The organism is Pseudomonadota bacterium (genome assembly GCA_034189865.1).
In the GTDB taxonomy this organism is placed as follows: Bacteria; Pseudomonadota; Gammaproteobacteria; order UBA5335; family UBA5335; genus JAXHTV01.
The window spans coordinates 134,802-159,828 of sequence record JAXHTV010000001.1; the positions used below are offsets into that span (position 1 = coordinate 134,802).

Genomic DNA, 25,027 nt, shown 5'->3' on the forward strand with positions numbered 1-25,027 from the left:
CGAGACGTCAATCAACAAACTATCAGCTGACTGCATGACCAAGCCTTTGGATGTTCTTATCGTCGGCGCCGGATTGGCGGGCCTTCTGATCGCCTGGGAACTTAACCGGCGTGGTTGGGGAGTCGGCATCCTCCGCGACCGGTCTCATCCGCCCACCTCCCGGATCGCTACCGGCCTGATAAACCCGGTCACCGGCCCTCGCCTGGCAGCCCGGCCGGATATCAAACCAACGCTGGCCAGCGCCGAGAGGTGCTACCGAGAACTCGGCCGAACCCTGGGACGGGCAATCTATGAACCGATAGAGATCCGACGTATCTGCAAAGACTCCGCCGAGATCCAACGCCACCGACTCCGCTCCGCGAGCTCAGATTATCAAGACTTCCTCGGGCCATGGGAAGTACCGGGTAGCGAGCAGAATCGGCTGCACGATCCTGAAGGTAGTTTCAAAATTCTGGGTGGCGCCCGTGTTCGGCTCGATTCCCTATTGGATGGTCTAACCGAATACTTCGAACAGCGCGGGGCAATAGTCTCCGGCATCGCAGAGCACTCGTACTCGTCCCTTCACCTTCAACGAGAAATCGTTCGTTGGCACGCTCTGAGTGCCAAGCGCATAATTTTCTGCGAAGGCTGGCGGGTATTGAACAACCCTTGGTTCGACTGGCTGCCCATTCAGCCCGCCAAAGGCGAACTCTTAACCGTCGTCACTGAGGTCTCAATGCCCAAGCTTACCCTCATCGGCGAGAAAACGCTGTTACCGCTGGGCAACAACCAATGGCGGATCAGCGCCACTTATGACCGCGAACATATCGACACCGAACCCACCGATGCCGGCGCGCGATCCCTGGTGACCGGTTTCAAGCGTCTGTTGCGTGAACCAGTCCAAGTACGAATCATCGCCCACGAGGCAGGCATTCGCCCCGGCACACCGGATCGATACCCTCTGATCGGCTGTCATCCCGAATACCCGCAACTTACCGTCTTCAATGGCTTGGGGTCACGGGGTGCGCTGCTAACGCCCTTGTACGCTACCGCGTTAGCGGATCATTTGTCAGCAAATACCCCCTTACCGCCTCAGGCCGATGTGGTCCGCTACCATGCCCGCTGAAAGACAACGCCCCGACCGCGCGGTGTTGTCCGCCCACCAAGCCATCGGTGACGTATTGCGGACCGGCGATCTGGCTATTGACGCCACCGCCGGCAACGGCCACGACACGGTCTTTTTGGCCGCGCGCGTGGGACCGGCTGGTCACGTTTTCGCGTTCGACGTTCAAGCGGAAGCGCTCTCAAATACCCGAGAGCGCCTGGAATCAACAGGCGGCTTAGCATGGACATCGCTCATTCACGCCTCGCACGCGGAGATGGATCGTCACATTTCCAAGCCCTGTCACGGCCGCATCCGGGCGGTCATGTTCAACCTGGGATACCGCCCCGGAAGCGACAAGTCGGTCGTCACCCGCCCCGCAACCACCATCGCCGCGCTGGATCGAGCAACGAAACTGTTGATGCCTGGCGGGCGTTTGTCCATCGTGGCGTACCCGGGGCACGTCGGCGGGATGGAGGAAACCTTCGCGGTGACGGAATGGATTGAGCAGCTACCGTCTCAGGGTTACCTCTCCACCCCGGAACCAGCACGTTCGCAAAGGGCTCCGCGCCTGCTTATAGTGGCCGTGCGCGAAGCGGGCACTTGAATCGCCAACCTCGACAAGGCACGCTGGATTCGCCACCGAATTCGGAGATCAGAACGATGATAAACTGGACCATGGGCACAATTCCCTCATTCGCCATCGCGCTTGCCATCTTCTCCACCGCGATTCCCTTCGCTTATGCAGACGATACCGTGGGTCTGCAGATGGAAATCCGGATGGATGACAACCGCCTAAGATCCCAGTTTTTCCTCAACACCACGCTGTCACGGCCCCACGCGAACGGCGCGGAGCTTCCGACCCTCCGTCTGCCTTTAAAGCGGCCTGTTAGCCCACCCCTTCCATCACGTTATGAAGGCACCATCCTCGACCACCCCTTGGGACTCACTGCAGCCTTTGTTTTCGGCGCCGCGCTGGTTTATCTGGTGATCGAGCACGCTGAGGATGACTGGGAAGAGGACTGACCATCCGCCCCATAATGACCGTCAAGTTCGATCAGCCTCTGATTGCAGGCCGGTTGATTCGTCGCTACAAACGATTTCTCGCCGACGTTGAACTAAGCGACGGAACCGTAGTGACCGCTCATTGCCCCAACTCCGGCCGCATGACCACGTGCATCGGACCAGATTGGCCGGTTCAACTGAGCCGAAGTGACAATCCGCGCCGCAAACTCCCCTATACCCTGGAGATGACCCATAACGGCCATTGCTGGATCGGCGTTAATACCCTGCGCACCAACGCCATCGTCCACCATGCTCTCAGACAAGGACATATTCCGGAACTGGCAGGATTCGACCAGATCCGAACGGAAGTGCCCCTCGGCGGGAACAGTCGAATCGACTTTCTGCTCACTTTCGGCAACAAAAAATGCTATCTGGAAGTCAAAAGCGTAACGCTGAAATCGGATGCAGATTTTGTCAGTTTTCCCGATGCCATCACTCGGCGAGGACAGAAACATCTACTGGAGCTGAGACAAGCCCAAGATCAAGGCGATCAAGCCGCCGTGTTGTTTTTGGTACAACGAACGGACGCGGAACGGTTTCGTCCGGCGTGGGAAATCGACCCCAGCTTCAGCGAAACCCTCGCAAAACTTCACAGCGAGGGCTTGACCATCATGGCGTATCAAGCGCAAGTCACACCGCAGGCCTTTGCGTTCAAGGGGTCGTTGCCCGTCGTTCTTGCCAAGAGATGAGGCCTCGTGCCAACCTACAGTAGTAATAACAATGCCAATCATTACTATTGACAAACAGTGTCACTTTAAGACGCGTTTCGTGACACGTTCCGGCAGCCCGGCGCATGGCCGGGTAAGCTTCAATAGACAAAGCGATGCCGACCTGTTTAACACAGCTGGCAATAAAACCGATTATCCGCGAAATCCGACCGTTCATGCGCCATGGCACACGGATTGCAACATTGAAGGCGTTACAAAAATCCGTGTGCAGTCATTTGGAATAGAAAAAGATAATAACAACGATAATTGAGTTCGCATGCCCCGAATAACAACAAGTGGCGCAGCCATGGCGCCTATAACCTGGGAATTGACCCCTCCGATGTGGAGGGGTTTTTTTTACCCTCCACATCGAAGGAACTTTGCGCGCGTCCCTCGGACGGAATGGTCGGGCGAGCTAGGAACCGGCTGCTACCGCAGCCTCTGATTGGCCATAGTTTTCCTTCACCTGCCGCCGCTGCACCTTACCGACGGGGCTGATGGGCATCTCATCGACGAAGACTACGGATCGGGGCTTCTTGTAGCCCGCCATTTTCCCTTCGCAAAAACCGATAATCTCCGGCGCCGTCAAATTCTGGCCCTGCTTCAAAGCCACCACAGCCCGCACGGAACTCCCCCACTTCTCGTCCGGAACGCCGATCACGCATACCTGGGCGATTTTCGGATGCTCCAGCAAAATTTCTTCCACCTCATGGGGGAAGATCTTTTCGCCACCACTGGAAATACATTCTTTCTTGCGTTCGACGATTCGAAGATCGCCATCCTCGTCGAAGTAACCCAGATCACCGCTATACAACCATCCTTCTCGCACGGCTTCAGCCGTTTTGTCGGGCTCGTTGTAATAGCCCTTCATCACCGACCCGCTGCGATAGATGATTTCACCGATTTCACCGCGCGCGACATCGCAATGGTTGTCGTCGACGATCCGTGTTTCCACCATGGGTTTGCCGACACAATGGTCTTTCAACGAAGCCGGACTCGTATCGAAACGGAAGGAGGTCACCGGGGTCATTTCCGTTTGACCGAACCCATCGGCAATCACGACCCCCGGGAAGCGCTCAAAAATCTGCCGTTTTAACGCCGCCGGGCAAACGCCGGCGCCCGTGGCGCAAGCCATCACCGAGCTCTTGTCGAAGCGGTCGATATCGGCGTATTCCACCAACATACGCCAGGCCGTGGGGACATTCCCCAACAGCGCCGGCCGCTCACGTTCCACCAGCCGCATTACTTGCTCCGGATCGAAACTGATCCCATCAGGAACAACCAAGGTCGTGTTGCCGAACAAGGGACCGAGAATACACAGCTGATAAGCGGCGTCGTGGAACATGGGAAACGATGGCATCATCACTTTGGTGGCACGCCTAGACGCCAAGCGCACCGCTAGCGGACTGCCGATCCCCCGCAACGCGGCGCCGATCATAAGCCGATGCAGCAAGGGCCGACCCAACACCCAACGCGTGACGGATGATTTCGCCAGGGAAACAGCAATACCCGGCACGCTTTGGCGCAAGCGCTGTTCCATGTCCGGCGAGATTTCCAATCCACCGAGTCGGGGTACTACCGATTTCACGATGGACTCGACCATCCGGACATGATTGCCATAAGTGAGCATCACGCCCTTGGGCATACCGGTGGTACCACCCGTGTAGCACAGGACACACACATCCTCGAGGCCGGTCTCGCCCACCGGAAAGTCGCCACTGGCTGCCGCCATCAGTGACTCATAATCCGCCATGTCATCCCGGGGCGTGTCGCTGGACAGGATGAAATGCTCGACATGAGGCATATCAGGCCGGGCGGCTTGCACATGATCCAGCCACTCCGCCTCCAAAATGAAGGCCTTGGCCTCAGAGTGGTTGGCCTGAAAGGCGATCTCCCGCGGCGCAAAACGATAATTCATGGGCACCGGGATGGCGCCGAGCTTCTGGATCGCGTAGTTGGACTCGAAAAACTGGGGGCAGTTGTGGAACATGATGACCACTTTGTCGCCCTGACCAATACCCAACTTGGCCAAAGCCGATGCCACGCGGTTGGCCCGGTCGTCCAATTCTCCCCAGGTGACGCGGCGATCCCCATAGACTAAGAACTCGCCATCCCGGTTGTACTTCACGCAGCTGCGCAGGGCGTCCTCGATAAAATTCGCCATAATCTCCTCCATGATCGGTCATTTGTCCTGGCCATCCGTGTCCGCCTCCGCAGTTGCACGGGACATCGCGCCAACCGCTGAAACACACCGAAAGAACCGCATTCGGACTTTTTTCAATATTCTGTCATCAAGTGTAGCAACGGCGCGGCGAGATGCCCGTCGATAACAAGGGAGATCAACGCACGATGGCATTGTCGAATGTGGTGGGCTTTGACGATGCGCCGTTTGCGCGAAATCATCGAGGAAATGTTCGGGTGATCGGCACCGTCTATGCGAGGAGCCGATTGGATGGGGTGTTAAGCGGAACCGTGCGGAGGGATGGTATCAACGCCACGGCGACCCTGATCCATATGATCGAGAATTCTCACTACCAGGACCATTTGCAGGCGGTATTTCTTCAGGGGATCGCTTTGGCGGGCTTTAACATCATCGACCTGGCACGGCTTCATCGCGCCCTGGGCCTGCCCATCGTCGTGGTGGCGCGGAAAAGACCGGACCTGGCCTCGATCCGATCCGCGTTACTCGAGCGTGTTCCCGGAGGTCAACGAAAATGGGCCCTGATTGAACGCCTCCCCCCCATGACACCCGCCGCCGGTGTGTTCATCCAAACCCTGGGATTAACGCTTGAAGAGGCCACCACCCTGGTGGAGCGTTTCGCCCTGCACGGCAAACTCCCCGAGCCAATCCGCACCGCCCATCTCGTCGCCCGGGGGATTACCGCGGGCGGACGCCACCGCCACCGGCCGTAAGCCAAACAAAAAAAGGGGAGCCGAGAAACGGCCCCCCCCCTTCGACGCGGTCTTGATCCGAAATCAAGGCATACTGGGAGTCGAAATCTCATTGAGGTACCAACTGATGAATCCCAATGCTTTCGATTTGAAAGAAACAATGTCGGAAAGGGTTCCGACTTTGTCACCGATTTCCAAATTGTCGACGATATAGCTACCCAGCCCCACGCCATTGACATCGATATCAATGAAATCTGACAGATCGATCAGAATATCTAGAACCACACCTTCACCGGTTACCGCTTGCAGCTCCATATCGCTCATCGGCTCGAGTTCCGCCTGGGCCGCAAACGGGGCCACCAGAAGAACACCAGCCAGTAAAGTTCCTTTTAGAATCTTGACCATGGATACACTCCAGCTATGTTGTGTCGGTAAAAAACTTGGGGATGAGGCAGTTACGCCCCATCAAAATGATACGCCATCACAAAAATGTCACAACTGTAATTTTGGCTATACAAACCATATCGGCAGTCAGCGGCTATGAAAAGGAAATCGCCCACGCCAGTACTGAAGGAGTAAAAAGCCAAACAACATACCCCCAAGATGGGCGAAATGAGCCACCCCGGTCGCAGCGCCCGTGACACCGAACCACAACTCGATAACGCCATAGCCCAGAACAAACCACTTGGCCTTGATCGGAATGGGTGGGATCAACAACAAAATCCGCTGTTCGGGAAACAGCATGCCAAACGCCAGCAGGATTCCGAACACGCCGCCCGAGGCGCCGACTGTGGGATGCGGGGTGATCGGCTCCCCCTGAACCAATGGCGATAAGACCAGCAGCTGCACCAGCGCCGCCCCAACGATACAAACGAAATAGTAGGCCGCAAACCGGCGCGAACCGATGGCTCGTTCGATATTGGTACCGAACATCCACAGCGCAAACATGTTGAAAAACAAATGACTCAGGCTAGCATGTAGGAATCCGTACGTGACCAGCTGCCATGGGATAAATCCAGGTAAGCGCACGATGCCTGAGGGCGTATTCAACACCGCTGAAGAATCCAGCGGCCACAGAGCGAAGTAGGCGATCAAACTGGGATCACCACTGAACGCGTGCAAGGCAAAAACAGCGCCATTGGCGATCAGCAGGGCGCGGACCACCGGTGAAAATGCAGAGACAGGCGGTGAGATTCTGGTTGGCTGTTGCATCAGAAGGTTTCTCTACACATAAGCCGATTTCCGGCGAATTTTGGGTGCGTTGTGGCGTCCGTCATGGACGATCGTGGGTCATCCTCACTCTGCTGGCAAAGCGCCTTGAATACTTGCACACAGCGCATGCCACCATACTTCATCGATCAAGCTTTCGCGAATTGGGGTATGATTTGCCGTACGCCCGTGCGTAGCCCCAACGCCCGATCCTAGTTTGCCAGGGAGGCTGAATTCACATGTTTATTTCCACCCACCCGTATCGACTCAAATTACTCAAACGGGTGCTCGAACGCCAAACGTTCTATAGCCAGGATTTCACTCAATCACGGCGCAACATCAACCGCGCGGGAACATTTCTCCGCCCACCGCGAGGCGTACACGGCAGACGTCTGGACGTTTTCGGCGTTCCAGCAGAGTTATTGACGCCGGCCAACCTGGATTCGCCGCGACATATCCTCTACCTGCATGGCGGCGCATTTGTCAGCGGCGGAATCGCCTCTCACCGCGGACTGGCCGGGCGCATCGCCAGATTGGCCGATGCCCAGGTGCTGCTGATCGATTATCGTCTGGCGCCCGAGCAGCCTTACCCAGCCGCTATCGAAGACACCCACTCGGCTTACAACTGGCTGCTGGAACAGGGTGTGACCGAAGCTCAGATCGGATTGGCGGGCGACGCGTCGGGTGCAAACCTGGCGTTGCGACTGATGCAGGATCTAAAACGGGATGACAAACCCCTCCCGGCCTGTGCCGCGTTTTTGTGCCCCTGGCTGGATCTCACCTGCTCGGGTGAGTCCATGACGGCCGACAACGGCCAGCATCCCCTGATTTCAACGGGCGATTTGAGCAAGCTGGCACAAATGTACGCCACTCATCATGATCTCGCATCGCCTGAGATCTCCCCCTTATTTGGCGACCTCTCGGGCCTACCCCGTATTCTGGTACAAGCGGGCGCGGAAGACCCCTTGCGCGACGACGCCATACGGTTTGCGGAAATGGCTCGAGAAGCCGGCACCAGCGTATCGTTCGAGATGTGGGCTGACATGTTCCACGACTGGCATCTGTTCGCACCCTTCTTGGAAGACGGCCGCTGGGCGCTCAATCGCGTGAGCTATTTCTTAAAGATCCACTCGGCCAAGCACTAAAGCACCCGCGAACGAACCATGTGTCTCACCGGGCTGTATCACGGCCCGGTGAGACAAAACCGAAACTCGACGCCCACCCGTACCAAGCTGCACCACGACACATTAGCCGGCACCCGAATCAATCAATAACCGCTGAAGTTCAAGCGCGTTTTGAACCGCGAATCCCTGTTCATCGTTGTCGAAAAAACAGTAGGTCGCATGCCCTTCGGTTCGCCACTTTTGCAATCGTTCCGCCCATTGTCGCAATCGACCCGGCGAGTAACAGCCCTGGTAGGCATCTCCCGGACCATGCAAACGCACATAAACCAAATCCGTCGTCACAGCCTTCGGCGGCTGCTGGCCAGCCAACTCAAATAGACAAAACCCGGCTTGATAATCTGCCAGCAAATCGAAGATTTCATTCGTCCACCAGCGCTCGTCCCGGAATTCGAACGCGTAGCGATAATCGCGACCGAGGGCGCTGAGAAACCGGCGCAGCCGCGGCACGTCGGGCGCAAGCCCTCTCGGCAATTGAAATAAAATGGGTCCGAGGAACCCGTCGAACAGCGCCAAGCGCTCAAGGAAAGGGGGCAGGGTTTGCTGTGGGTCTTTCAGCCGCTTCATGTGGGTGATGTACCGGCTGGCCTTGACCGCGAACTGAAACTCCGAGCCCACTTGCGCCAACCAACCCTCGATCGCATTCGCGGACGGTAGCCGATAAAAGGAACTGTTGAGCTCGACCGTGCTCAACCGCTGCGCATAGTAGGCAAGCCAGCCTTGCGAAGACAGCGCTTGCGGGTAGAAGGCACCACGCCAGTGGGCATAATGCCAGCCGGACGTACCGATCCGTGTGATGGGATTGGATGTCATCACCGTTTTCTCAACCTCACGACGCCGATCGATCTGACGCCGTAAGGTTTAGGATACCGGCTCAGTAGCTGGCGATCACGGAAACCCGGCGGTTCGAAGCCATCCCGTAGCGGGTGTCGTTGTCCGCGACGGGTGAACGCTCACCTCTTGAGCGAACTCGGATCTGGCGCCGACTGAGTCCGCAAGAGATCAGATACTCCCGGACGGCTTTGGCCCGCGCCCGGGCAAGCCGATGGTTGTATCGCTTGCTGCCGCGGCTATCGGCATGTCCGACCGCCACCACCACCTCCGACAAATGAGGATTCTCACCCAGGCGTTCGACGAAGACCCGTAGCGTGTCCATCGCAACCTTATCCAATTCCCAGCTGTCGGTGACGAAATACACGCTGGTTTCCGGCGGCTCGGGCAAACCCGCGGCCAGAACACGTGCCGAGTCGATTCGTTCTGATTCTAAAATAGGATCGGCTTTCAACAAATTCTCGAGACAGATCAGATGCTCGCGGTAACTGGGCATAAAGCGCACATTGGACAGGCGAACCTCTACTTGACCTTCGTTGTACCAATCACGGAAGTAAAGACTCGGCATGTGTGCATTTTCGAGCTCACTGATCAGCTGCTGCGCTTGCCGATGACCGAACCGGAATGCCCGCACATCCGGCGAGATCGTGGTCACACCGAGCTCCCGGATGCCCGGCGGTTGCCAATCCGGGCTGATGCTATAGAGTTGCGCCTCACCGGATGTCATCGGCGGGCGGCGAACGAACAGACTCAAGGCCAGGTCATGGGGGCCGGTCTGGGAAAAAAGCGCGGTCCCGAACTGCGGGATGTCATGTCGCAGATGACAGGTGCCCATACCCGGCAAACTCACCCAACGGGCCACGTCCGGCGGCGCCATATACACGCCGGCCGCGCAGGTAGCCGACGCCCAGCACAACAGCCCGAAGAACGACATGAGTTTTTGAATACGCATGCCGTTACAGTCGGCCCAGCTGAGGATCAGCTTTAGACCCGGTCGTGTATCGGTGCTAAACGAGCACGTCTTAAGAATACTAACCGAACTGCCGCCGAAACCGCCAAGCGCCAAAAGCAAACACGCCACTTCCGAGCAATATCATGCCGACGACCGAAGGCCAAAGCACATCAAGGCCGGTACCCTTCAGAAGAATACCCATGCTGATTTCAATGTAATGGTGCAATGGCGAGAGCAGCATCACTTTGGCCAAAAATTCCGGCATCGCCTCTGGCGGAACCCAGGTGCCGGACAACAACAGCATGGGCGAGAGCAACATAATCACCATCATGCCCACCTGAGCCAAGTTCTGAACGACCGTTGAAATGGCCAAGCCAAAACCGGCGGTACTGAACACGTAGATGGCCGTCAGGACATAGAACAGCGGCAAGTTGCCACGAAGAGGAACGTCGAACACCGGCCCTAAGACGCCATATACGGCAATGGTGACACCGATGAGGATGACAAAGGTCATGGCAATCACCTTAGGCAACATGATTTCCAGGGGAGAAAGCGGCGAAACCAATAGTTGTTCTACCGTACCGCGTTCTTTCTCGCGCACCATCGCGGCCGCAGGCAACATGATGGACAGCATGGTGATCATGGTGAGCAATTCGGTGATCGGCACAAACCAGACATCTTCGGCGTTGGGATTGAACCAGAGCCGATGGGCACTCTCCACCACCGGTAACCCGCCACCGCCACCGGCCTGCAAGCGCGCGGTCGCCATCTCGATCCCGAACCCGCCGACGATTTGCGCGGCGTAGCTGGTGGCCAGAGAGCCGAGCACCGAGTTACTGGTGTCGACAAACAATTGCACTGCCGTCGGCCGCCCCAAGATCAACGACTCGTTGAAATCGGGCGGAATTTCCAACAACAACATCGTATCGCCATGATCCAGCAACGACATCGCCGCGTCCGGATTGAGTTCGGTCCCCTGGATTTTGAACAAAGGTTCGCGAAAACGGTAGATCAGCTCACGGGACGCCGGACTGTTGTCATGGTCAGCGATGGTTACCGCACCATTTTTAAGCTGGATTTCGATCCCCGAACCGGCAATCAAAAGATGGGCCGAAAACGCATAGACCACGACAATCAGCAGAAAAATATCCCGCCGGAACTGCAACAGCTCTTTCCAGGTCATCACCCGAAGATGTTGGAACAGGGCGAGACGATCGGACGTTTGATCGGTCATGCCGACGGTCTTTTGGTAAACAGCCAATAGGCCAATATGAACAACACACTGGCATAAATCAGCAAGGCCAACACGGCCGGCCATAAGATCCCTGGACCGATTCCCTTAAGAAAAGTCCCGTCGATAATCCGGGCGTAGTGCATCGCCGGGGCGAGGTAGGCCATCACTTTGGCTTCCGGCCCCAGCGAGCTCAAGGGAATCAGCAACCCCGAATAGAGCATCGCTGGCACCAGCGTGACCACCATTGTCATCACGATGGCCGCGATTTGTGTTCGCACAAAACTGGAAACGAGCAACCCGATGCCCGTGGTGCACACCGAGTAGATGACGGTGACGACCAGGAAAAATAAAAACGAGCCCTTAAACGGTGCACCGAACAGATAAACGGCCAACACCCAGAGCAAAACGCCGTTGACCGTCGAGATGGCCGCGTAAGGCGCCAATTTACCAACGAGAAACTCACCACGGGAGACTGTCGACGCATAGATGTTGAGTATCGAACCCCGTTCTTTCTCCCGCACGACACTGACCGCCGTAAGCAACGGCGGCGTCATCATCAGCACCAGCATCACCAACTTCGGGGCCATGGACCAGATGCTCTTGCCGCTTTGGTTGTAGAGCAATCGGACTTCCAGCGCCAAATTCCCCAGTTGATCGCGTGCCTGCTCCCGCGTCAGGCCCGCCCCCTGCGCCAGCAAATCGGCAATGCGATTTTGATTGTAGGCCCCGTTGATCGCAGCGACGTAACCACGCGCGATGTTGGCCCGCAGAGGAAAGGTACCGTCCAACAAGGTCTGGACGGACACGGGCCGGTGACTCCCGATGCGTTTAGAGAAATCTGGCGGAATCACGATCGCGGCACGAATCGCGCCGGCACTTAACAAGTGATCGATCTCCGACTCCGATTGCAACATGCCTTTAAAATCAAAATACCGCGAGTCAATAAATCGATAAGCATAATCGCGGCTGTCGGGGGAGCGGTCATGGTCTACGATGGCTAACGGGATGTTCTCCACGTCCATGTTGAGACCATAACCAAACAGCAGCATCAGCGCCGCGGGCACCACAAAGGCCAAGCTGGTAAACAGACGATCCCGGGTGATCTCCGCCCACTCCTTGGCCACCACTGCCCACAAGCGTCGCGGATTCATGCCGATGCCGCCGCTCGTTGTTCCAGATCCAGTACGTTATGCACGAAGACGTTCTCCATCGTCAGAGGCAACCGGGCGATACTCCGAACGGCTATTTGGGCATCCACCAGCCGGGATCGAATCTGCGGTTCGGCCTCGTCCGGATTCGGGGCCAATAACTGCACCCGGCGACCAAACAAGCTGGCATCCTCGAAACCACTTTCTCGCAACACCCGCTGCGCCTGATAAGGCCGATCACAACGAATCTCGAGCAACCGGCCGAAGCGCTGCTCCACGTCTGCTTTCAAACCCGCCGGGCTATCGTAAGCCACCAGTTTTCCCGCATGCATCAGGGCGATCCGATCACAGTACTCGGCCTCAACCATGTAGTGAGTAGTCACCAGGATGGCGACATGCTCTTGCCGGGAGAGTTGAAACAGAACATCCCAGAACTCCCGCCGACCCACCGGGTCGACGCCGGACGTGGGCTCGTCCAGGAATAAAATCGGCGGACGATGAACCAACGCGCAACCCAACGCCAAACGCTGACGCTGCCCCATCGGCAACGAGCCGGTCAGGGTATTTTCAAGCCCCCCGAGGCCGGACAATTCGATGATCCACGCCAAACGTTTGGGAATCAGCGCGGGTGAGACGGCGTAAATACCCGAATACAAGCGGATATTCTCCGCGACGGTCAGGTCCTGATACAGGGAAAACGCCTGGGACATATAACCGATACGCTGTTTGATCATGCGTCCTGGGCGCCGCATGTCCACCCGGGCGACCATACCGCTGCCACCGGAGGGGCTGAGAATTCCGGTGAGCATTTTGATCACGGTGGTCTTGCCCGCGCCATTGGCACCCAGCAGTCCGAATATCTCGCCGCCGCTGACCTCGAAGCTCACTTCATCAACAGCCCGGAATTTTCCGAAATCGCGGATCAAGCCATTGGCCGTGATGACCGATCCATCTGTGGTCAAGGTGATATCGACACCGTCCGGGGATTGCGGCAAGGGGCGTGCGGCAGCCGAGGTCTCACCGTTGGAGGCCAGCAAACTGACGTAGACGTCCTCCAACTCCGGCGAGTCGATCACCAGATCCCGAACCACCATGCCGTCCAGTGTCTCGCGCACGATCCGTTGACTGTCGTCACCCACCGACTCGGGAACAAAAACACGCAAGTAGTTGCCGAGTGCCACCACTTGGTCGAACCGGCGAAGAAGACGGGCGCGGGCCTCGAGTTGTTGCTCGACGGCGACGGTGACGACGGTTCCCGGTGCACGCGCCAACAACTCTTCGATTTCTCCTACCGCCAGCACCCGGCCATGGTGCATCAACGCCGCCCGGTGGAATCGAGACGCTTCGTCCATGTAAGCGGTGGAAACCAATGCGCTGATGCCTTTCTCGGCCAGCAACTCCGCAAGGATAGCCCAGAAGTCCCGCCGTGAAACCGGGTCCACCCCGGTGGTTGGTTCATCCAGAATGACCAGCTCGGGCTCGTGGATGAGTGTGCATACCAAACCCAGCTTCTGCTTCATTCCGCCGGAGAGTTTTTTCATCGCCCGGTTACGGAACCCGTCCAGCCGGGTAATCCGCAGCAAACGGTCTTTGCGCTCGGCGAGATCCTGGGAGGAAACTAACCGCAGGCGTGCAAAAAAGTCGATATTCTCTTCAACGGACAAATCGGGGTAGAGGTTCTGCCCCAGGCCTTGCGGCATAAAACCCAGTCTTTGCTTGACCCTTTCGGCCGCTAATTCCGAGTCGATGCGCTGCCCGAAAACTTCCACCTGACCGTCGTCGTAACTCATCACGCCGGCGACAGTTTTCATCAGGCTGCTCTTGCCTGCACCGTCTGATCCAATCAAACCGAACAGGGTCCCGGGCGGAACGTCCAAATCCACACCCCGTATGGCCTGCACCTCACCGTAGTTCTTAACGAGCCCGCTGACCCGGACGACCGAACCATTCGGTGCAGTGACCGCGTCTGAACTCACCAGCGGGGTTCCTGCCATGGCACAGATTCATCCCATCGAATAACCGCATCCGCCGGCATACCCGGAGAAAGCATGTAATCCGGGTTCTCGGCGAGATACAACTTGACGGCATACACTTGCTTGGTGCGCTCGTCCGGGGTTTGAACTTCTTTCGGCGTAAACTCCGCTCGTGAGCTGATGTAGCCCACTTCAGCGGAGAAAGCCCGTTCCGGGAACGCATCGACATAAACCCGAGCCGGCAAATTCAAGCGCACCTTACCGATATCCCCGCCAGCGACGTAAACTTTGAGGTACAGCTGGTCCAGATCCACCACTTCGAACAGCGGCCGCCCGGCAGCGCCCACTTCCCCTGGCTCCGCAAGGCGGGCGGTCAACACCCCTGAAATGGGCGACGTGACGGACAAACTGTCCAGCGCGATCACCGCCTCGTCTCGCATCGCCTTCACTCGCTCGAGCTCGGCATCGACGGCTTTCAACTCCACCTCTTTGGCGGCGATCTGATCCAGGCCCAATGTCGCCCGCGATACTTGTTTTTGTGCCGCCACCACGCCAGTGTTGGCCGATTGAAGATCGGCCGCCATGGCCTTCCAACGAAGTTCGGCCTCTTCCAAGCGATGACCTTCCACTGTTCCTTTCGCCGAGAGGATGCGAATGCGCTCCAGATCCTTGCGAAACTGGGCCTCCGCCGCCTTCGCTTTTCCCAGCACCGCTTTCATGTGAACGAGGTTCGACTCGGCGAGATCAATTCCGAGCGGCACTTCTTTTCGTAGCACATCCAAACCGTCGTGGGCCGCCGCACGGCGCGCTTCCAGTGCAGCAATCCCCGCATCCGCCTGACGAATCTTGGCTTGGACTTCTTGGTCCTCCAACCGAACCAACAGCTGGCCCTTGTCGGCAGCCTCACCCTCGCGCGCCAGAACCTCGGCCACTTTGCCCGGATACTTCGCCGCGACCGTAACCGTATCGCCCTCGATACGGCCATTGGCCTGGATTAGCCCCTCCGGCAACGGCGCGTTCGCGATACGGTGGTAAACGACCAAGACCCCCAACACCACCAAAGCGAGCACTATCAGGCCGAATCCGACTGGCCATTTCCGCTTTTCCATCCTAATCACCTTGCCTTTAGCTGCTCGAACGCGGCTCAAAGCCCGCCTGAGACGTATTGCAATTTAAGTTCCGCATAAACCGCGTCATAGACTGCGTTGTTGTAGCTCGAAAATGCGGCCGTCCGGCGTGTCTGTGCTTCCAGTACCTCGGTATTGGTCGCCAGGTTGTTCCGGTATCGATCGGTGGTCACGCGCAGGTTTTCATCCGCCGCCTCAAGAACCGTCTGGGCTACTTCGAGCCGGAACAAGGCTTCCTCCAGGCTCAACCAGACCTGGCGAACCTGCAACTTGATCAGCTCACTGGCTTGAGCCAACAACTCAGTAGTCGACAAGCGACGGTTTTCTAATGCTTCGGCCTGCTTGCGTGTGCCGCCGGCATCGAAGAACGACCAATTCACCGCCACGCCGCCATACGCCACGGTGTTATCTTGCAACGAATCCAAATCGAGATACATCAATCCGCCGAGCAAACCCACTTGCGGCAGAAGACCGGCTTTGATGATCTTGCCGGCATGGCCGAGCGTCTCCACTTGCGCCTGTAACGCCTTGAGTTCCGGGCGTTCCTCCATCGCGCGGTCCAACAACGGTCCCAGCTCGAGCCGAGCCACCGGCGGCTCGAGGGCAGCCAAGTTAACCGGTGTACTCAAATCCCGTTGCATCAGCCGATTGTAGGCGGCCTGAGTCAACTCCACCGCATTACGGGCCTGAAGGTTTCGTTGTTTGGCCTCCGCCAGAAACACTTTTACCGACAAGACGTCGTTTTTCGCCACCAGTTGCTGTTCGTAGAGATTATTGACGTCTTGGACCAATGCCCTGACCGTGGCGATCTCCTGATCAGAAATCGTCACCGCTTCCTCGGCCCGGAGCACATTGGTGTAGCTCTCGGCGACCGCCAGTTTCAACTCTTGCTCGGTCTGGCGCCGTCGCCAGCGGGCGGCAGTCAACTGTGCATCGGCTGCGTCGATGCTTCCGCTGATCCGCCCACCGGTATAAACCGGCAAACTGGCCATCACGCCAGCTTGCCCGAAGCTGTCGTCGACGATCTCGAACTCGCGTAGCTCAGGCGGGACAGCGAAGGTCGGCTGCAGTATTCCAGGCAAACCGGGGAGATTGACGCTGACGTTTTCGGGAATACCCGGGTCGATACTCGGTGCCTCGTCGAGCGCCAAGTACAGACCCAAAGCCGACAGCGCTGGATAACGGACCCGTTTGGCGGCCTCGCGGGCGGATTCGGCTGAATCCACTTGTAGCATGCTGGCGCGCAACCCGAAGTCGACTTCCAGCGCCCGCTGCCAAGCGTCCTGCAATGTTTCGGCAGAACCGACGGAGCCGAATAACATCAGCACCACCGGCAAGCCACTGATTACTTTTCTCCCAGGTAACCTCATCGACGCCCTCCCGACATCTTAATCTTGCCCCGACCGCCATTGACCGACCCACCCCGCCAAGCAATCCCAGGACTTTTCGTTCCGCTGCCGCGGCAACCTCGCAGTTTCCATGAGTCATTGAAGCGTATACCCGCGTGACGACTCCTGACCTAGCGCAAGCGTTCCCTGAGAGACGCGGTAACGCGATTCCGCGCTTTCTTAAAGTGGACGTCGCGGTGACGACCCGCTTATCGTTACACCTCACCCACGGTGGGCACGGCCGTCTGCGCCACGGGACCGAAACGATACCTTCAAACACGGAGACGCAAAAAACCATGCCTGTTACGTCGACCTGGGAAACGCTTCTGCTCGGGCTCCTGGCCGCCGCGGTTCTATTATGGATGTGGCCCGGCGTACGAGAAGCCACACGCCGCAGCCGCAAAGTAGAAAACCCCGACTGGCGCGGCGTTTTACTGCCCCTGGCTGTGGTCGTGCTGTTCGTCGCGCTGTTGATTCTAATGGTGTAAGCGCTCAAAGCTAGCGCTGCTCATCCACCTGTAATGCCAAACGATGATAAGCCGATTCATGTTCCAACAATGCCTTCAAGCGGGATCGTGCCTCCTCGAACATGGGCCGATCGCCTTCGGAAATCTTTTTAAACGCTGTCGCGGTATCTGTCCATAGACTCGCCAGCTCGCGCATCTGACTGGCCAGGCCCAACTGTTTTACCGCCGGAACATCATCAGACGCCTCGTCCAAGAACTCACTGTACATCAATCGAAACGCACCGCCACCGGTACCTCGCTTCTCGATCAACTGGTAGGCGAATCGAGCGGTCCATTGCCAGTCCGGAAACTCGGCCCACTGCGGCAACTCAGCAATCCAGGTCTCCAAGGCCCTGACACCTTGCACCGGAATTCGCGACCCGAGTAGGGAGCGACTGTTTGCCACGATCGCCTGAAGAGTGGCACTCGGCAGGTCGTCGGGAGCGGAAAGTGTCGCGGGAGCAAACATTTGCCCTTGCAAGGGAAACGGCCCCTTTTTGGAATGTCGCGCATCGCGCATCGCGGCATAAGGAACCTCCAGCAACGCGGGGCGCTCGGTATCGGTCACCAGGAACACGCCGGCGGCGTCATCGTAGCCCCAAACCGCGATCAAATGCCCGGGGAAATGGGTGGAGGATTCATAGTACGGCAGGTAAAAAATATCGGTTTGAACGACGGCCGGACGGCCATCATCCAGCGCCAAACGCAGATCGCGCTCACTCACGGCGGGGTCGGCGGCGGTCTGCCAGCGAAAGGATTGACCCAACCGGGTAAAGGCATTGCGCTCGAAATCAGTAGATCGCACGTGAACCAAGCGACTGGGGCTCATGCCGGGGAAGTTGGCATAGAACAAACCAAGACCGCCACCCATCCCGAAACAAAACGCTTCCGACCACTTGATTCCATGGTAGTTGGCAAGGTCCGCAATGGCGGTGCTCCCGCAGTGGCGTCCGGGCTGGTGGCATATCTGAGTTTCTGACATGGCTGACTCCCTGCGACGGGCGAACATCCCATCGTTCCGTTCTCATAGAACAAGGTTTTAATCGTGCGGATAAGGGGATATCGATTCCGACTTTACGCCGCCATCAATCAACCCCCAACGCTTACGCCGTGACAATGCCGCGACGCGTTCATCCGACATACAAAATGGCATACTTCGGCACAGCCAACACAGTCATCTCTCCCACGAGTCCGATTTTGTGATTTTCGCTCAGCCCCAAAGGTTGCGAAGGACTCGAAAATCCCCTATAAGTTTTCGATAGTTGCGGGCATTCGATTGCGCCCGACGACCACTGAAAAATATAGAACATCTCGGTTCACGTGCCGATCGACGCGACGGAAGGGACGAATGGAACCAGTCAACGCAGCCGCAAAAGTGATGCCGCCATGAACCGCGATCAGCAGGCGACCATCGGCTTCAACGCTGATAAGAAGGCGGCGCCTACGCGCGCCGATTCACCCGAAAACCTCCGCGATACGTTTGAGCTACTGAACCGAAGCGGTAATGTTTTTTTTACGTGTGACGCTGCTGGGCGATTTATCAATGTCAGCCGCTCGTTAGAAGAGATTAGCGAATACGATCAGGCGGATCTGACGCAAGCCCACTTCGCCGACTTGGTGGTTCCAGAAGATTTCACAAAAGCTATCGATTTGTTCCGCTGTGCCCTGGACGGCGATTACGGTCAGGGCGAAATTCGCGTCTTGACTCGGTCGGGCAAACGCCGCTGGCTTCGCATCGTGAACATGCCCGTCTGTGATGAACAAGGAACACCGGGCGTGTTCGGCCTGGCCACCAACGTAACGGAACTGCGTGAGAGCCAAGCCCGCCTGGAACACGCCCAGCAAATCGCGCAGCTTGGTCATTGGTACTACGATCTTGGCGATCGAAAACTCAGCATATCGGCCGAAGTTTCATCAATTCTCGGCATTCCGCAGAACGATTTCGACCTGCGTTATAAGCGCTTCCGTGACTTGATTCATGCCGAAGATCGCCCGCGGGTTGTCAGGGAATATCGTAACGCGGTGGTCAACCGCTCTCCGTTCGAGCTTGAGTTTCGTGTCGTACGCCGCGACGGTCAGGTCCGGTGGGTTCGGGAACTGGGTGAAATTGCCTTTGGTGGCGATGGACGCCCCAAAAGTGTCGCCGGCACACTACAGGACATTACCCGGCAGCGGCAGACGGAAGATGAACTCCGCCTAGCGGCGAAGGCCCTTGCCAGCACCGGGGAAGGCGTTATTATCGCCGACCGCAAGCGTCGTGTAGTCTCTGTCAATGCCGCTGTGACGCGCATTACCGGTTGCTCCGTCGCAGAGATCAAAGGCCAGAATCTGGCGCAGTTCGCCGACCGCACACTCCCGACGGAATTCTACGAGGCCATCCTGAAGGTCATAGACGAGTCCGGTTATTGGCAAGGCGAGTTGCGGGCTCGCCGCAAAAACGGTGAGCTCTTTCCGGTATTGGCCAGTGGTAGCGTGGTCCGCGACGACAACAACCTCGTCGCCCAGTATGTCTTTGTTTTCAACGACATCTCAACCAACAAAGAACTCGAACGACGCCTGGAGTATCTCGCGCACCGAGACATGATCACCGGATTGCCGAATCGGACATTGTTCCTGGACCGACTCGAGCGGGCCGTTAACCGTGCCGAGCGCTTGGGCGGTCGACTCGGCGTCCTGATCATCGATTTGGATCACTTTAAGACGATCAACGATTCTTTGGGCCACGACGTCGGGGACCGCCTGCTCCGAAAGGTCGCCGAGAGGTTCCAGACTGCGCTGCGAGAGAGCGACTCCATCTCTCACACGGGCGGAGACGAATTCGCTGTCCTGGTTGACGACAACCGCGATACCCAACAATTGGCCCTGATTGCCGAAAGCCTGCTGGACGCCCTCAGTCATCCGTTCGAGGAGCAGGGACGGGAGCTATTCATTTCCGCGAGCATCGGCCTGAGCAGCTACCCCGATGACAGTCGGGATATGCACACGCTGCTCCGACACGCTGAAATCGCGATGTACCAAGCGAAGCAGCAACGCCACAGCTACCAATTTTGTTCGCCCGGGCTGACCAGCCAAGTGAGCGAATCGCTTCATCTCGCCAACAGCCTCCGACATGCCCTGCGGCGAGACGAGTTCGTCTTGTACTACCAGCCCATATACGACATTCACCACGGAAACGTGGTCGGAACCGAAGCCCTGATTCGCTGGCAACACCCCGAGCGAGGGCTATTGGCTCCCCACAGCTTCATTCCCTTGGCAGAACAATTCGGCCTGATCGGCGCCATCGGCGAGTGGGTTCTGCAACAAGCGAGCGCCCAATGCCTGGCCTGGGAATCGGCCGGTGGTCCACCCGTTCGTATGTCGGTGAACTTATCGGCCCAGCAATTTAACGATCCTGCCTTGGCGCCACGGGTGGCAGACATCGTCCGCGCCTCGCGCCTTAACCCGGGACGCTTGGTCCTGGAGATTACCGAATCGACCCTGATGAAGGACCCCGCCCGAATCGGCCAAACACTGCGTTTACTGCATCAACAGGGCGTGGAGATTGCGATTGACGATTTCGGTACCGGCTACTCGTCGCTGAGTTATCTGAAACACTTTCCCTTCGATTACCTGAAGATCGACCGCTCCTTCACCCACGGCGTGCCGGACGAAACGGACAGTGCGATTATTGTCGAGTCCATCATCGCACTGGGACAAAAGTTGGGGCTTGAGGTGGTGGGCGAAGGCGTGGAATCCCTGGAACAAAGTCGATTCTTAGCCTCGCAAGGCTGCCGGTACGCCCAAGGCTTTCTGATGGCTCCACCGCTGGATGCCGAAACGATCACCAGGCAACTCCTGTTACCCCAGGGCTGCTTGGTCGAAGGCCTCGTATCGGATGTGGCGACGGATACCTCAGGAGCCGGTAATTATTGACTGCCACGCGCTTTCGAATACCGTCCGATCCGACGTCCGATGAAGCACGAATCGAATTCGCTTGATGGACTTTAGGTCTCCAAGCGCGTCTTTTACTGCAGCGAGTGCCACCAAGGCCGCAGCCTCCAACGGATAACCGAAAACTCCGGTGGAAATCGCGGGAAAGGCGATGGACTGAACACCCGCCTCATCGGCAATACGCAGGGCGTTGTGGTAGCACTGCGCAAGCAACTCATCACTGGGTTCGTCACGCCCGTAAACCGGACCCAGGCAATGAATGACCCAGCGATTGGGTAATTGATGCCCGCCGGTGATCACCGCCTGACCCGGCCGGATGGGTGCCAGCGGCTGACATTCCTCGGCCAAGCCGTGTCCGGCCGCGCGATGAATGGCACCGGCCACACCGCCACCCGGTAACAGTTGCGCATTGGCCGCGTTGACAATGGCATTGAAAGCCGGTTGGTTGGCGATATCCCCTTGAACGAACTCAACCCGGGTTGTTGCGGTCTGTTCTGACATAGAACCTCCTTCGACTCGACGACCCTAGCCGCCGGATGGTTGCGTCGTTCGCCCACATGGTAGGGCGTGATGCTTTTAGCCAATGGGCGGTCTATTGCGTATGAACAACAAGCGCCCGAGGAGAACAGTATGCCCGGCAGCCACCAAGACGACATCAAACCCTCCGAAATCACACCCGAAAAGGTGTACCGTGATCGCCGAAAATTCCTGGCAGCAGCCGGCGCCACAGCACTGGCCGTCACGGCGGGCGCCTATGCATTCGGTTTCGGCAATGAGCCACGAACTCAGGCCTCAGCGGCGCGAAACGTACCGGATGACACGCCCACGGACTTCGGAAAGGCATCGGGCTATAACAATTTCTACGAGTTCGGGACCGATAAGACCGATCCCGCCCGCTATGCTCACACGCTCAAAACCAGCCCATGGACCGTCACTGTCGACGGCGAATGCGCCCGCCCGGGAACGTATGCTCTGGAAGACGTCCTTGAAGGCCACGCCGAGGAAGAACGGATCTATCGATTGCGTTGCGTCGAAGCGTGGTCCATGGTCATTCCCTGGATCGGCGTTCCGCTGGCGGACATTTTAAAGCGCTACGAACCGACCTCTCGGGCGAAATACGTCGCTTTCACCACCTTGCATGATCCGGAGCAAATGCCGGGCCAGAAGCGTCCGATTCTCGATTGGCCCTACCGAGAAGGGTTACGAATCGACGAGGCGACGCACCCTCTGACAATTTTGGCGACAGGCATGTACGGCCAAACGTTACCCAATCAGAACGGCGCTCCTCTCAGATTGGTGGTGCCTTGGAAATACGGTTTTAAAAGCATCAAATCCATCGTTCGCATCACGTTCACCGAACGCCAACCCGCCACCACGTGGAACGAGATGGCACCGCGAGAGTACGGTTTTTACGCCAACGTCAATCCCACGGTAGATCATCCGCGCTGGAGTCAAAGTCGTGAACGGCGGATCGGCGAAATATTTCGCCGCGAAACCTTGATGTTCAACGGCTACGGGGATCAAGTCGCGAGTTTGTACCGCGGCATGAATCTGCGGCGCTACTTCTAATGACAACATCCGGGGGTCGGCTGGCTTGGACAAAACGGCTGTTGCTACTGGCTCTACTGCTGCCGGCCGCACGGTTGATCTACGGGGTCGCGGCCGACAATTTGGGCGCCGATCCCATCGAAACGCTGGAGCATCAAACAGGATGGTGGGCCTTGCGGATTTTGCTGCTTAGCTTGCTGATGACGCCCTTACAGCGCCTGTCGGGTTGGGCCTGGCCGATTCGGTTCCGCCGCCTGTTGGGGCTGACGGCGTTCTTCTACGCGCTGGCGCACTTGGGGATCTATGCCTTGTTTGACCAGTCCTTGAGTTGGCAAGCCATATGGGAGGATGTCGTCAAACGACCCTATATCACCGTCGGCGTCGTGGCGATGCTGATCCTGACACCCATGGCGGCAACCTCCACCGATCGAATGATTCAACGACTCGGCCACCGATGGAAACAACTCCACCGGTTGGTTTATCTGGCCGCCCCGTTGGCCTTATTGCATGTATTCTGGCAGGCCAAGACACTACAACAAGCGCCTTGGATTTATGCCGTCATATTGACCCTGCTACTCATGGCCCGCCTGCCCAGCTGGTCGCATCGGCTGGCACGTTTTGCCGGCGCTGCTAAGCGGTAATTTCGTAGCACGGGACGTAGCGGTTTCCGGGCAAGCGCATCCGCTGCTCATCGACGAACCCGCTCAGTAAACGGTCTAACGGGGTCATCAATTCCGGGTCCCCCTTTAACTGGAAAGGGCCATGCTCGGCAATAGCCCGTATGCCGTAGTCCTTGACGTTCCCCGCCACGATACCGGAAAAAGCCCGACGCAAATTGGCCGCCACTTCGTGGACCGGTTGTCGCCGATGAAGCGCGAGCGCCGCCATGTTCTCATGCGTTGGCAGGAACGGTTGTTGAAACTCCGGCTCGATTTTCAACACCCAGTTAAAGTAAAACGCATCGCTCTTCTGCCGTCGGTAGGCTTTGACTTCATCCAGGCCACGCTTCACGGCACGCGCCACCTCCGCCGGATCGCCGATGATCACCTCGTAGCGCGCCCGCGCTTCGGGCCCCACGGTGGCCTCCACAAACTCGTTGAGCCGGTCAAAGTACCCACGGGTGTGGTCGGGACCGGTCAGAATCACCGGCAATGGCATATCCGCATTGGCCGGGTTGATCAAAATCCCCAGCAAATGCAGCAGCTCTTCCATGGTTCCCACGCCACCGGGAAAAATCACGATAGCGTGTCCCAAGCGGACGAAAGCCTCCAGACGCTTCTCCATGTCCGGCATGATGACGAGCTGATTCACAATGGGATTCGGCGGTTCTGCGGCAATGATGCCCGGCTCGGAGATCCCGATATACCGACCCGCCCCGCGACGTTGTTTGGCATGACCGATTGTCGCGCCCTTCATGGGACCTTTCATGGCACCTGGACCACATCCCGTACAAATGTCGACCTCGCGCAAGCCCAGTTGGTGCCCGACCTCTTTGGTGTAGTCGTACTCCTCTCGACTGATGGCGTGCCCCCCCCAACAGACGGCGAGGTTGGGGTCGACGCCCGGTGACATCGCGCGCGCGTTGCGCAGCACATGGAAAACAGCATCGGTGATGTTGCCCGGCACCTGCGGGTTGAAACGCGGATTGCCTTGAATCTCGTTGTGCACGTAAACCACATCACGCAGCACCGCGAACAGATGCTCGCGGATCCCGCGGATCATTCGCCCGTCCACGAACGCGCTCGCCGGCGCATTGATCAACTCCAGCCGAATACCGCGCTCTTGGGGAACGACGGTGATGTCGAACTCCCGGTGATGCTCCATGATTCGACAGCTGTCGTCGTCGTTCGCACCGCAGTTGAGCACGGCCAACGCGCAGCGCCTGAGCTGCTCCTTCAAACCACCGTGACTGGTATCCTTCAGCCGAGCGACTTCCAGCTGAGAGAGGCATTCCAAACTGCCTTCCGGCGTGATCAGAGCATCGATGACGTGAGAAGAATTCATAGGGTTTAATCACACTTCGCGGCTCACGCCGCAGCGGTCGTATTGAGACAATCCCCTAGTGTATCTTGCAACTTTGTTGAATGCTTTAGGTCAAACGCACGAAATTTCGAGCACCCGACTTTTTGTAACTTTGAGTTAGAATACGTAGAGTTCGGGTGACGGGAACGTCAACGCGACTACTTTATGCGTGCTCTCTCCAATGAGACCACAAGCGCACAATGATTGGGTCATATTGCAAGATTAGGGACTGA

Annotated in this window: 24 protein-coding genes; 11 read left to right on the plus strand and 13 right to left on the minus strand. The window is 57.6% G+C overall.

Annotated features, from left to right (window positions below; all coding sequences use genetic code 11):
• Positions 1–34 precede the first annotated feature (34 nt).
• The 5 genes from SVU69_00640 to SVU69_00660 are packed head-to-tail and all read left to right on the plus strand — an operon-like array spanning position 35 to position 3,124.
• Positions 35–1,105 carry an FAD-binding oxidoreductase gene (locus tag SVU69_00640; protein ID MDY6941501.1) on the plus strand — a complete coding sequence of 357 codons (1,071 nt, stop codon included), beginning with the start codon at positions 35–37 and terminating at the stop codon, positions 1,103–1,105.
• Positions 1,095–1,688, plus strand: a complete 594-nt coding sequence (locus tag SVU69_00645) for a class I SAM-dependent methyltransferase (protein MDY6941502.1) — start codon at positions 1,095–1,097, stop codon at positions 1,686–1,688. The genes SVU69_00640 and SVU69_00645 overlap by 11 nt, the downstream gene beginning before the upstream one ends.
• A 56-nt stretch (positions 1,689–1,744) precedes the next feature.
• A complete protein-coding gene (locus tag SVU69_00650) occupies positions 1,745–2,107 on the plus strand; it encodes a hypothetical protein (GenBank protein MDY6941503.1) in 363 nt (120 codons plus the stop codon).
• 14 nt (positions 2,108–2,121) lie between these two features.
• The gene (sfsA, locus tag SVU69_00655; GenBank protein MDY6941504.1) at positions 2,122–2,835 is read left to right on the plus strand and encodes a DNA/RNA nuclease SfsA; all 714 of its coding nucleotides are present in this window, start codon (positions 2,122–2,124) and stop codon (positions 2,833–2,835) included.
• Between the two features lie 31 nt (positions 2,836–2,866).
• Positions 2,867–3,124 (plus strand): hypothetical protein, encoded by a 258-nt coding sequence (locus SVU69_00660; GenBank protein ID MDY6941505.1) that lies wholly within the window; start codon positions 2,867–2,869, stop codon positions 3,122–3,124.
• A gap of 144 nt (positions 3,125–3,268) precedes the next feature.
• On the opposite strand, the gene SVU69_00665 is transcribed toward SVU69_00660, so the two are convergent.
• A complete protein-coding gene (locus SVU69_00665) occupies positions 3,269–5,017 on the minus strand; it encodes a class I adenylate-forming enzyme family protein (GenBank protein MDY6941506.1) in 1,749 nt (582 codons plus the stop codon).
• 185 nt (positions 5,018–5,202) lie between these two features.
• Between SVU69_00665 and SVU69_00670 the strand changes: the two genes are divergently transcribed.
• Complete coding sequence (locus SVU69_00670) at positions 5,203–5,766, plus strand: DUF99 family protein (GenBank protein ID MDY6941507.1); 564 nt, start codon at positions 5,203–5,205, stop codon at positions 5,764–5,766.
• A gap of 63 nt (positions 5,767–5,829) precedes the next feature.
• Here the strand turns inward: SVU69_00670 and SVU69_00675 are convergent, their stop codons facing one another.
• Together SVU69_00675 and SVU69_00680 are read right to left on the minus strand one after the other, a co-directional pair.
• Entirely contained in the window at positions 5,830–6,150 is a 321-nt protein-coding gene (locus SVU69_00675) for a hypothetical protein (GenBank protein ID MDY6941508.1), read from the minus strand.
• A 126-nt stretch (positions 6,151–6,276) separates the two neighbouring features.
• A complete protein-coding gene (locus SVU69_00680) occupies positions 6,277–6,957 on the minus strand; it encodes a rhomboid family intramembrane serine protease (GenBank protein MDY6941509.1) in 681 nt (226 codons plus the stop codon).
• Positions 6,958–7,193: 236 nt separating this feature from the next.
• Here SVU69_00680 and SVU69_00685 point away from each other — a divergent pair, with 236 nt between their 5' ends.
• Positions 7,194–8,099 (plus strand): alpha/beta hydrolase, encoded by a 906-nt coding sequence (locus SVU69_00685; GenBank protein ID MDY6941510.1) that lies wholly within the window; start codon positions 7,194–7,196, stop codon positions 8,097–8,099.
• Positions 8,100–8,201: 102 nt separating this feature from the next.
• On the opposite strand, the gene SVU69_00690 is transcribed toward SVU69_00685, so the two are convergent.
• The 7 genes from SVU69_00690 to SVU69_00720 form a co-directional block, all read right to left on the minus strand.
• Entirely contained in the window at positions 8,202–8,948 is a 747-nt protein-coding gene (locus SVU69_00690; GenBank protein MDY6941511.1) for a DUF72 domain-containing protein, read from the minus strand.
• A 61-nt stretch (positions 8,949–9,009) separates the two neighbouring features.
• Positions 9,010–9,918, minus strand: coding sequence for an OmpA family protein (locus tag SVU69_00695; protein ID MDY6941512.1), 909 nt, complete (start codon positions 9,916–9,918; stop codon positions 9,010–9,012).
• Between the two features lie 79 nt (positions 9,919–9,997).
• Positions 9,998–11,152: an ABC transporter permease gene (locus SVU69_00700; GenBank protein ID MDY6941513.1), complete on the minus strand. Its 1,155-nt coding sequence runs from the start codon at positions 11,150–11,152 to the stop codon at positions 9,998–10,000.
• The gene (locus SVU69_00705) at positions 11,149–12,303 is read right to left on the minus strand and encodes an ABC transporter permease (protein MDY6941514.1); all 1,155 of its coding nucleotides are present in this window, start codon (positions 12,301–12,303) and stop codon (positions 11,149–11,151) included. The genes SVU69_00700 and SVU69_00705 overlap by 4 nt, the downstream gene beginning before the upstream one ends.
• Positions 12,300–14,276, minus strand: a complete 1,977-nt coding sequence (locus SVU69_00710) for an ATP-binding cassette domain-containing protein (protein ID MDY6941515.1) — start codon at positions 14,274–14,276, stop codon at positions 12,300–12,302. Before SVU69_00710 ends, SVU69_00705 begins: the two co-directional genes overlap by 4 nt.
• On the minus strand, positions 14,273–15,382 hold the full coding sequence (locus tag SVU69_00715; protein MDY6941516.1) for an efflux RND transporter periplasmic adaptor subunit: 1,110 nt from the start codon (positions 15,380–15,382) through the stop codon (positions 14,273–14,275). Before SVU69_00715 ends, SVU69_00710 begins: the two co-directional genes overlap by 4 nt.
• Positions 15,383–15,417: 35 nt before the next feature.
• Positions 15,418–16,770 carry a TolC family protein gene (locus SVU69_00720; GenBank protein MDY6941517.1) on the minus strand — a complete coding sequence of 451 codons (1,353 nt, stop codon included), beginning with the start codon at positions 16,768–16,770 and terminating at the stop codon, positions 15,418–15,420.
• 314 nt (positions 16,771–17,084) lie between these two features.
• On the opposite strand from SVU69_00720, the gene SVU69_00725 reads away from it, so the two are divergent.
• Positions 17,085–17,276, plus strand: coding sequence for a hypothetical protein (locus SVU69_00725; GenBank protein MDY6941518.1), 192 nt, complete (start codon positions 17,085–17,087; stop codon positions 17,274–17,276).
• A gap of 10 nt (positions 17,277–17,286) precedes the next feature.
• On the opposite strand, the gene SVU69_00730 is transcribed toward SVU69_00725, so the two are convergent.
• Entirely contained in the window at positions 17,287–18,276 is a 990-nt protein-coding gene (locus tag SVU69_00730) for a BtrH N-terminal domain-containing protein (GenBank protein MDY6941519.1), read from the minus strand.
• Between the two features lie 404 nt (positions 18,277–18,680).
• Here SVU69_00730 and SVU69_00735 point away from each other — a divergent pair, with 404 nt between their 5' ends.
• Positions 18,681–21,206: an EAL domain-containing protein gene (locus SVU69_00735; protein MDY6941520.1), complete on the plus strand. Its 2,526-nt coding sequence runs from the start codon at positions 18,681–18,683 to the stop codon at positions 21,204–21,206.
• Here SVU69_00735 and SVU69_00740 read toward each other — a convergent pair.
• A complete protein-coding gene (locus SVU69_00740) occupies positions 21,186–21,725 on the minus strand; it encodes a macro domain-containing protein (protein MDY6941521.1) in 540 nt (179 codons plus the stop codon). The genes SVU69_00735 and SVU69_00740 overlap by 21 nt on opposite strands.
• A gap of 129 nt (positions 21,726–21,854) precedes the next feature.
• On the opposite strand from SVU69_00740, the gene msrP reads away from it, so the two are divergent.
• Together msrP and SVU69_00750 are read left to right on the plus strand one after the other, a co-directional pair.
• Positions 21,855–22,793: a protein-methionine-sulfoxide reductase catalytic subunit MsrP gene (gene msrP, locus SVU69_00745; GenBank protein ID MDY6941522.1), complete on the plus strand. Its 939-nt coding sequence runs from the start codon at positions 21,855–21,857 to the stop codon at positions 22,791–22,793.
• Positions 22,793–23,413, plus strand: coding sequence for a protein-methionine-sulfoxide reductase heme-binding subunit MsrQ (locus tag SVU69_00750; GenBank protein MDY6941523.1), 621 nt, complete (start codon positions 22,793–22,795; stop codon positions 23,411–23,413). The genes msrP and SVU69_00750 overlap by 1 nt, the downstream gene beginning before the upstream one ends.
• Here SVU69_00750 and ppnN read toward each other — a convergent pair.
• Positions 23,403–24,776 carry a nucleotide 5'-monophosphate nucleosidase PpnN gene (gene ppnN / locus SVU69_00755; GenBank protein MDY6941524.1) on the minus strand — a complete coding sequence of 458 codons (1,374 nt, stop codon included), beginning with the start codon at positions 24,774–24,776 and terminating at the stop codon, positions 23,403–23,405. The two genes, SVU69_00750 and ppnN, sit on opposite strands and share 11 nt — an antisense overlap.
• Positions 24,777–25,027: the final 251 nt, after the last annotated feature.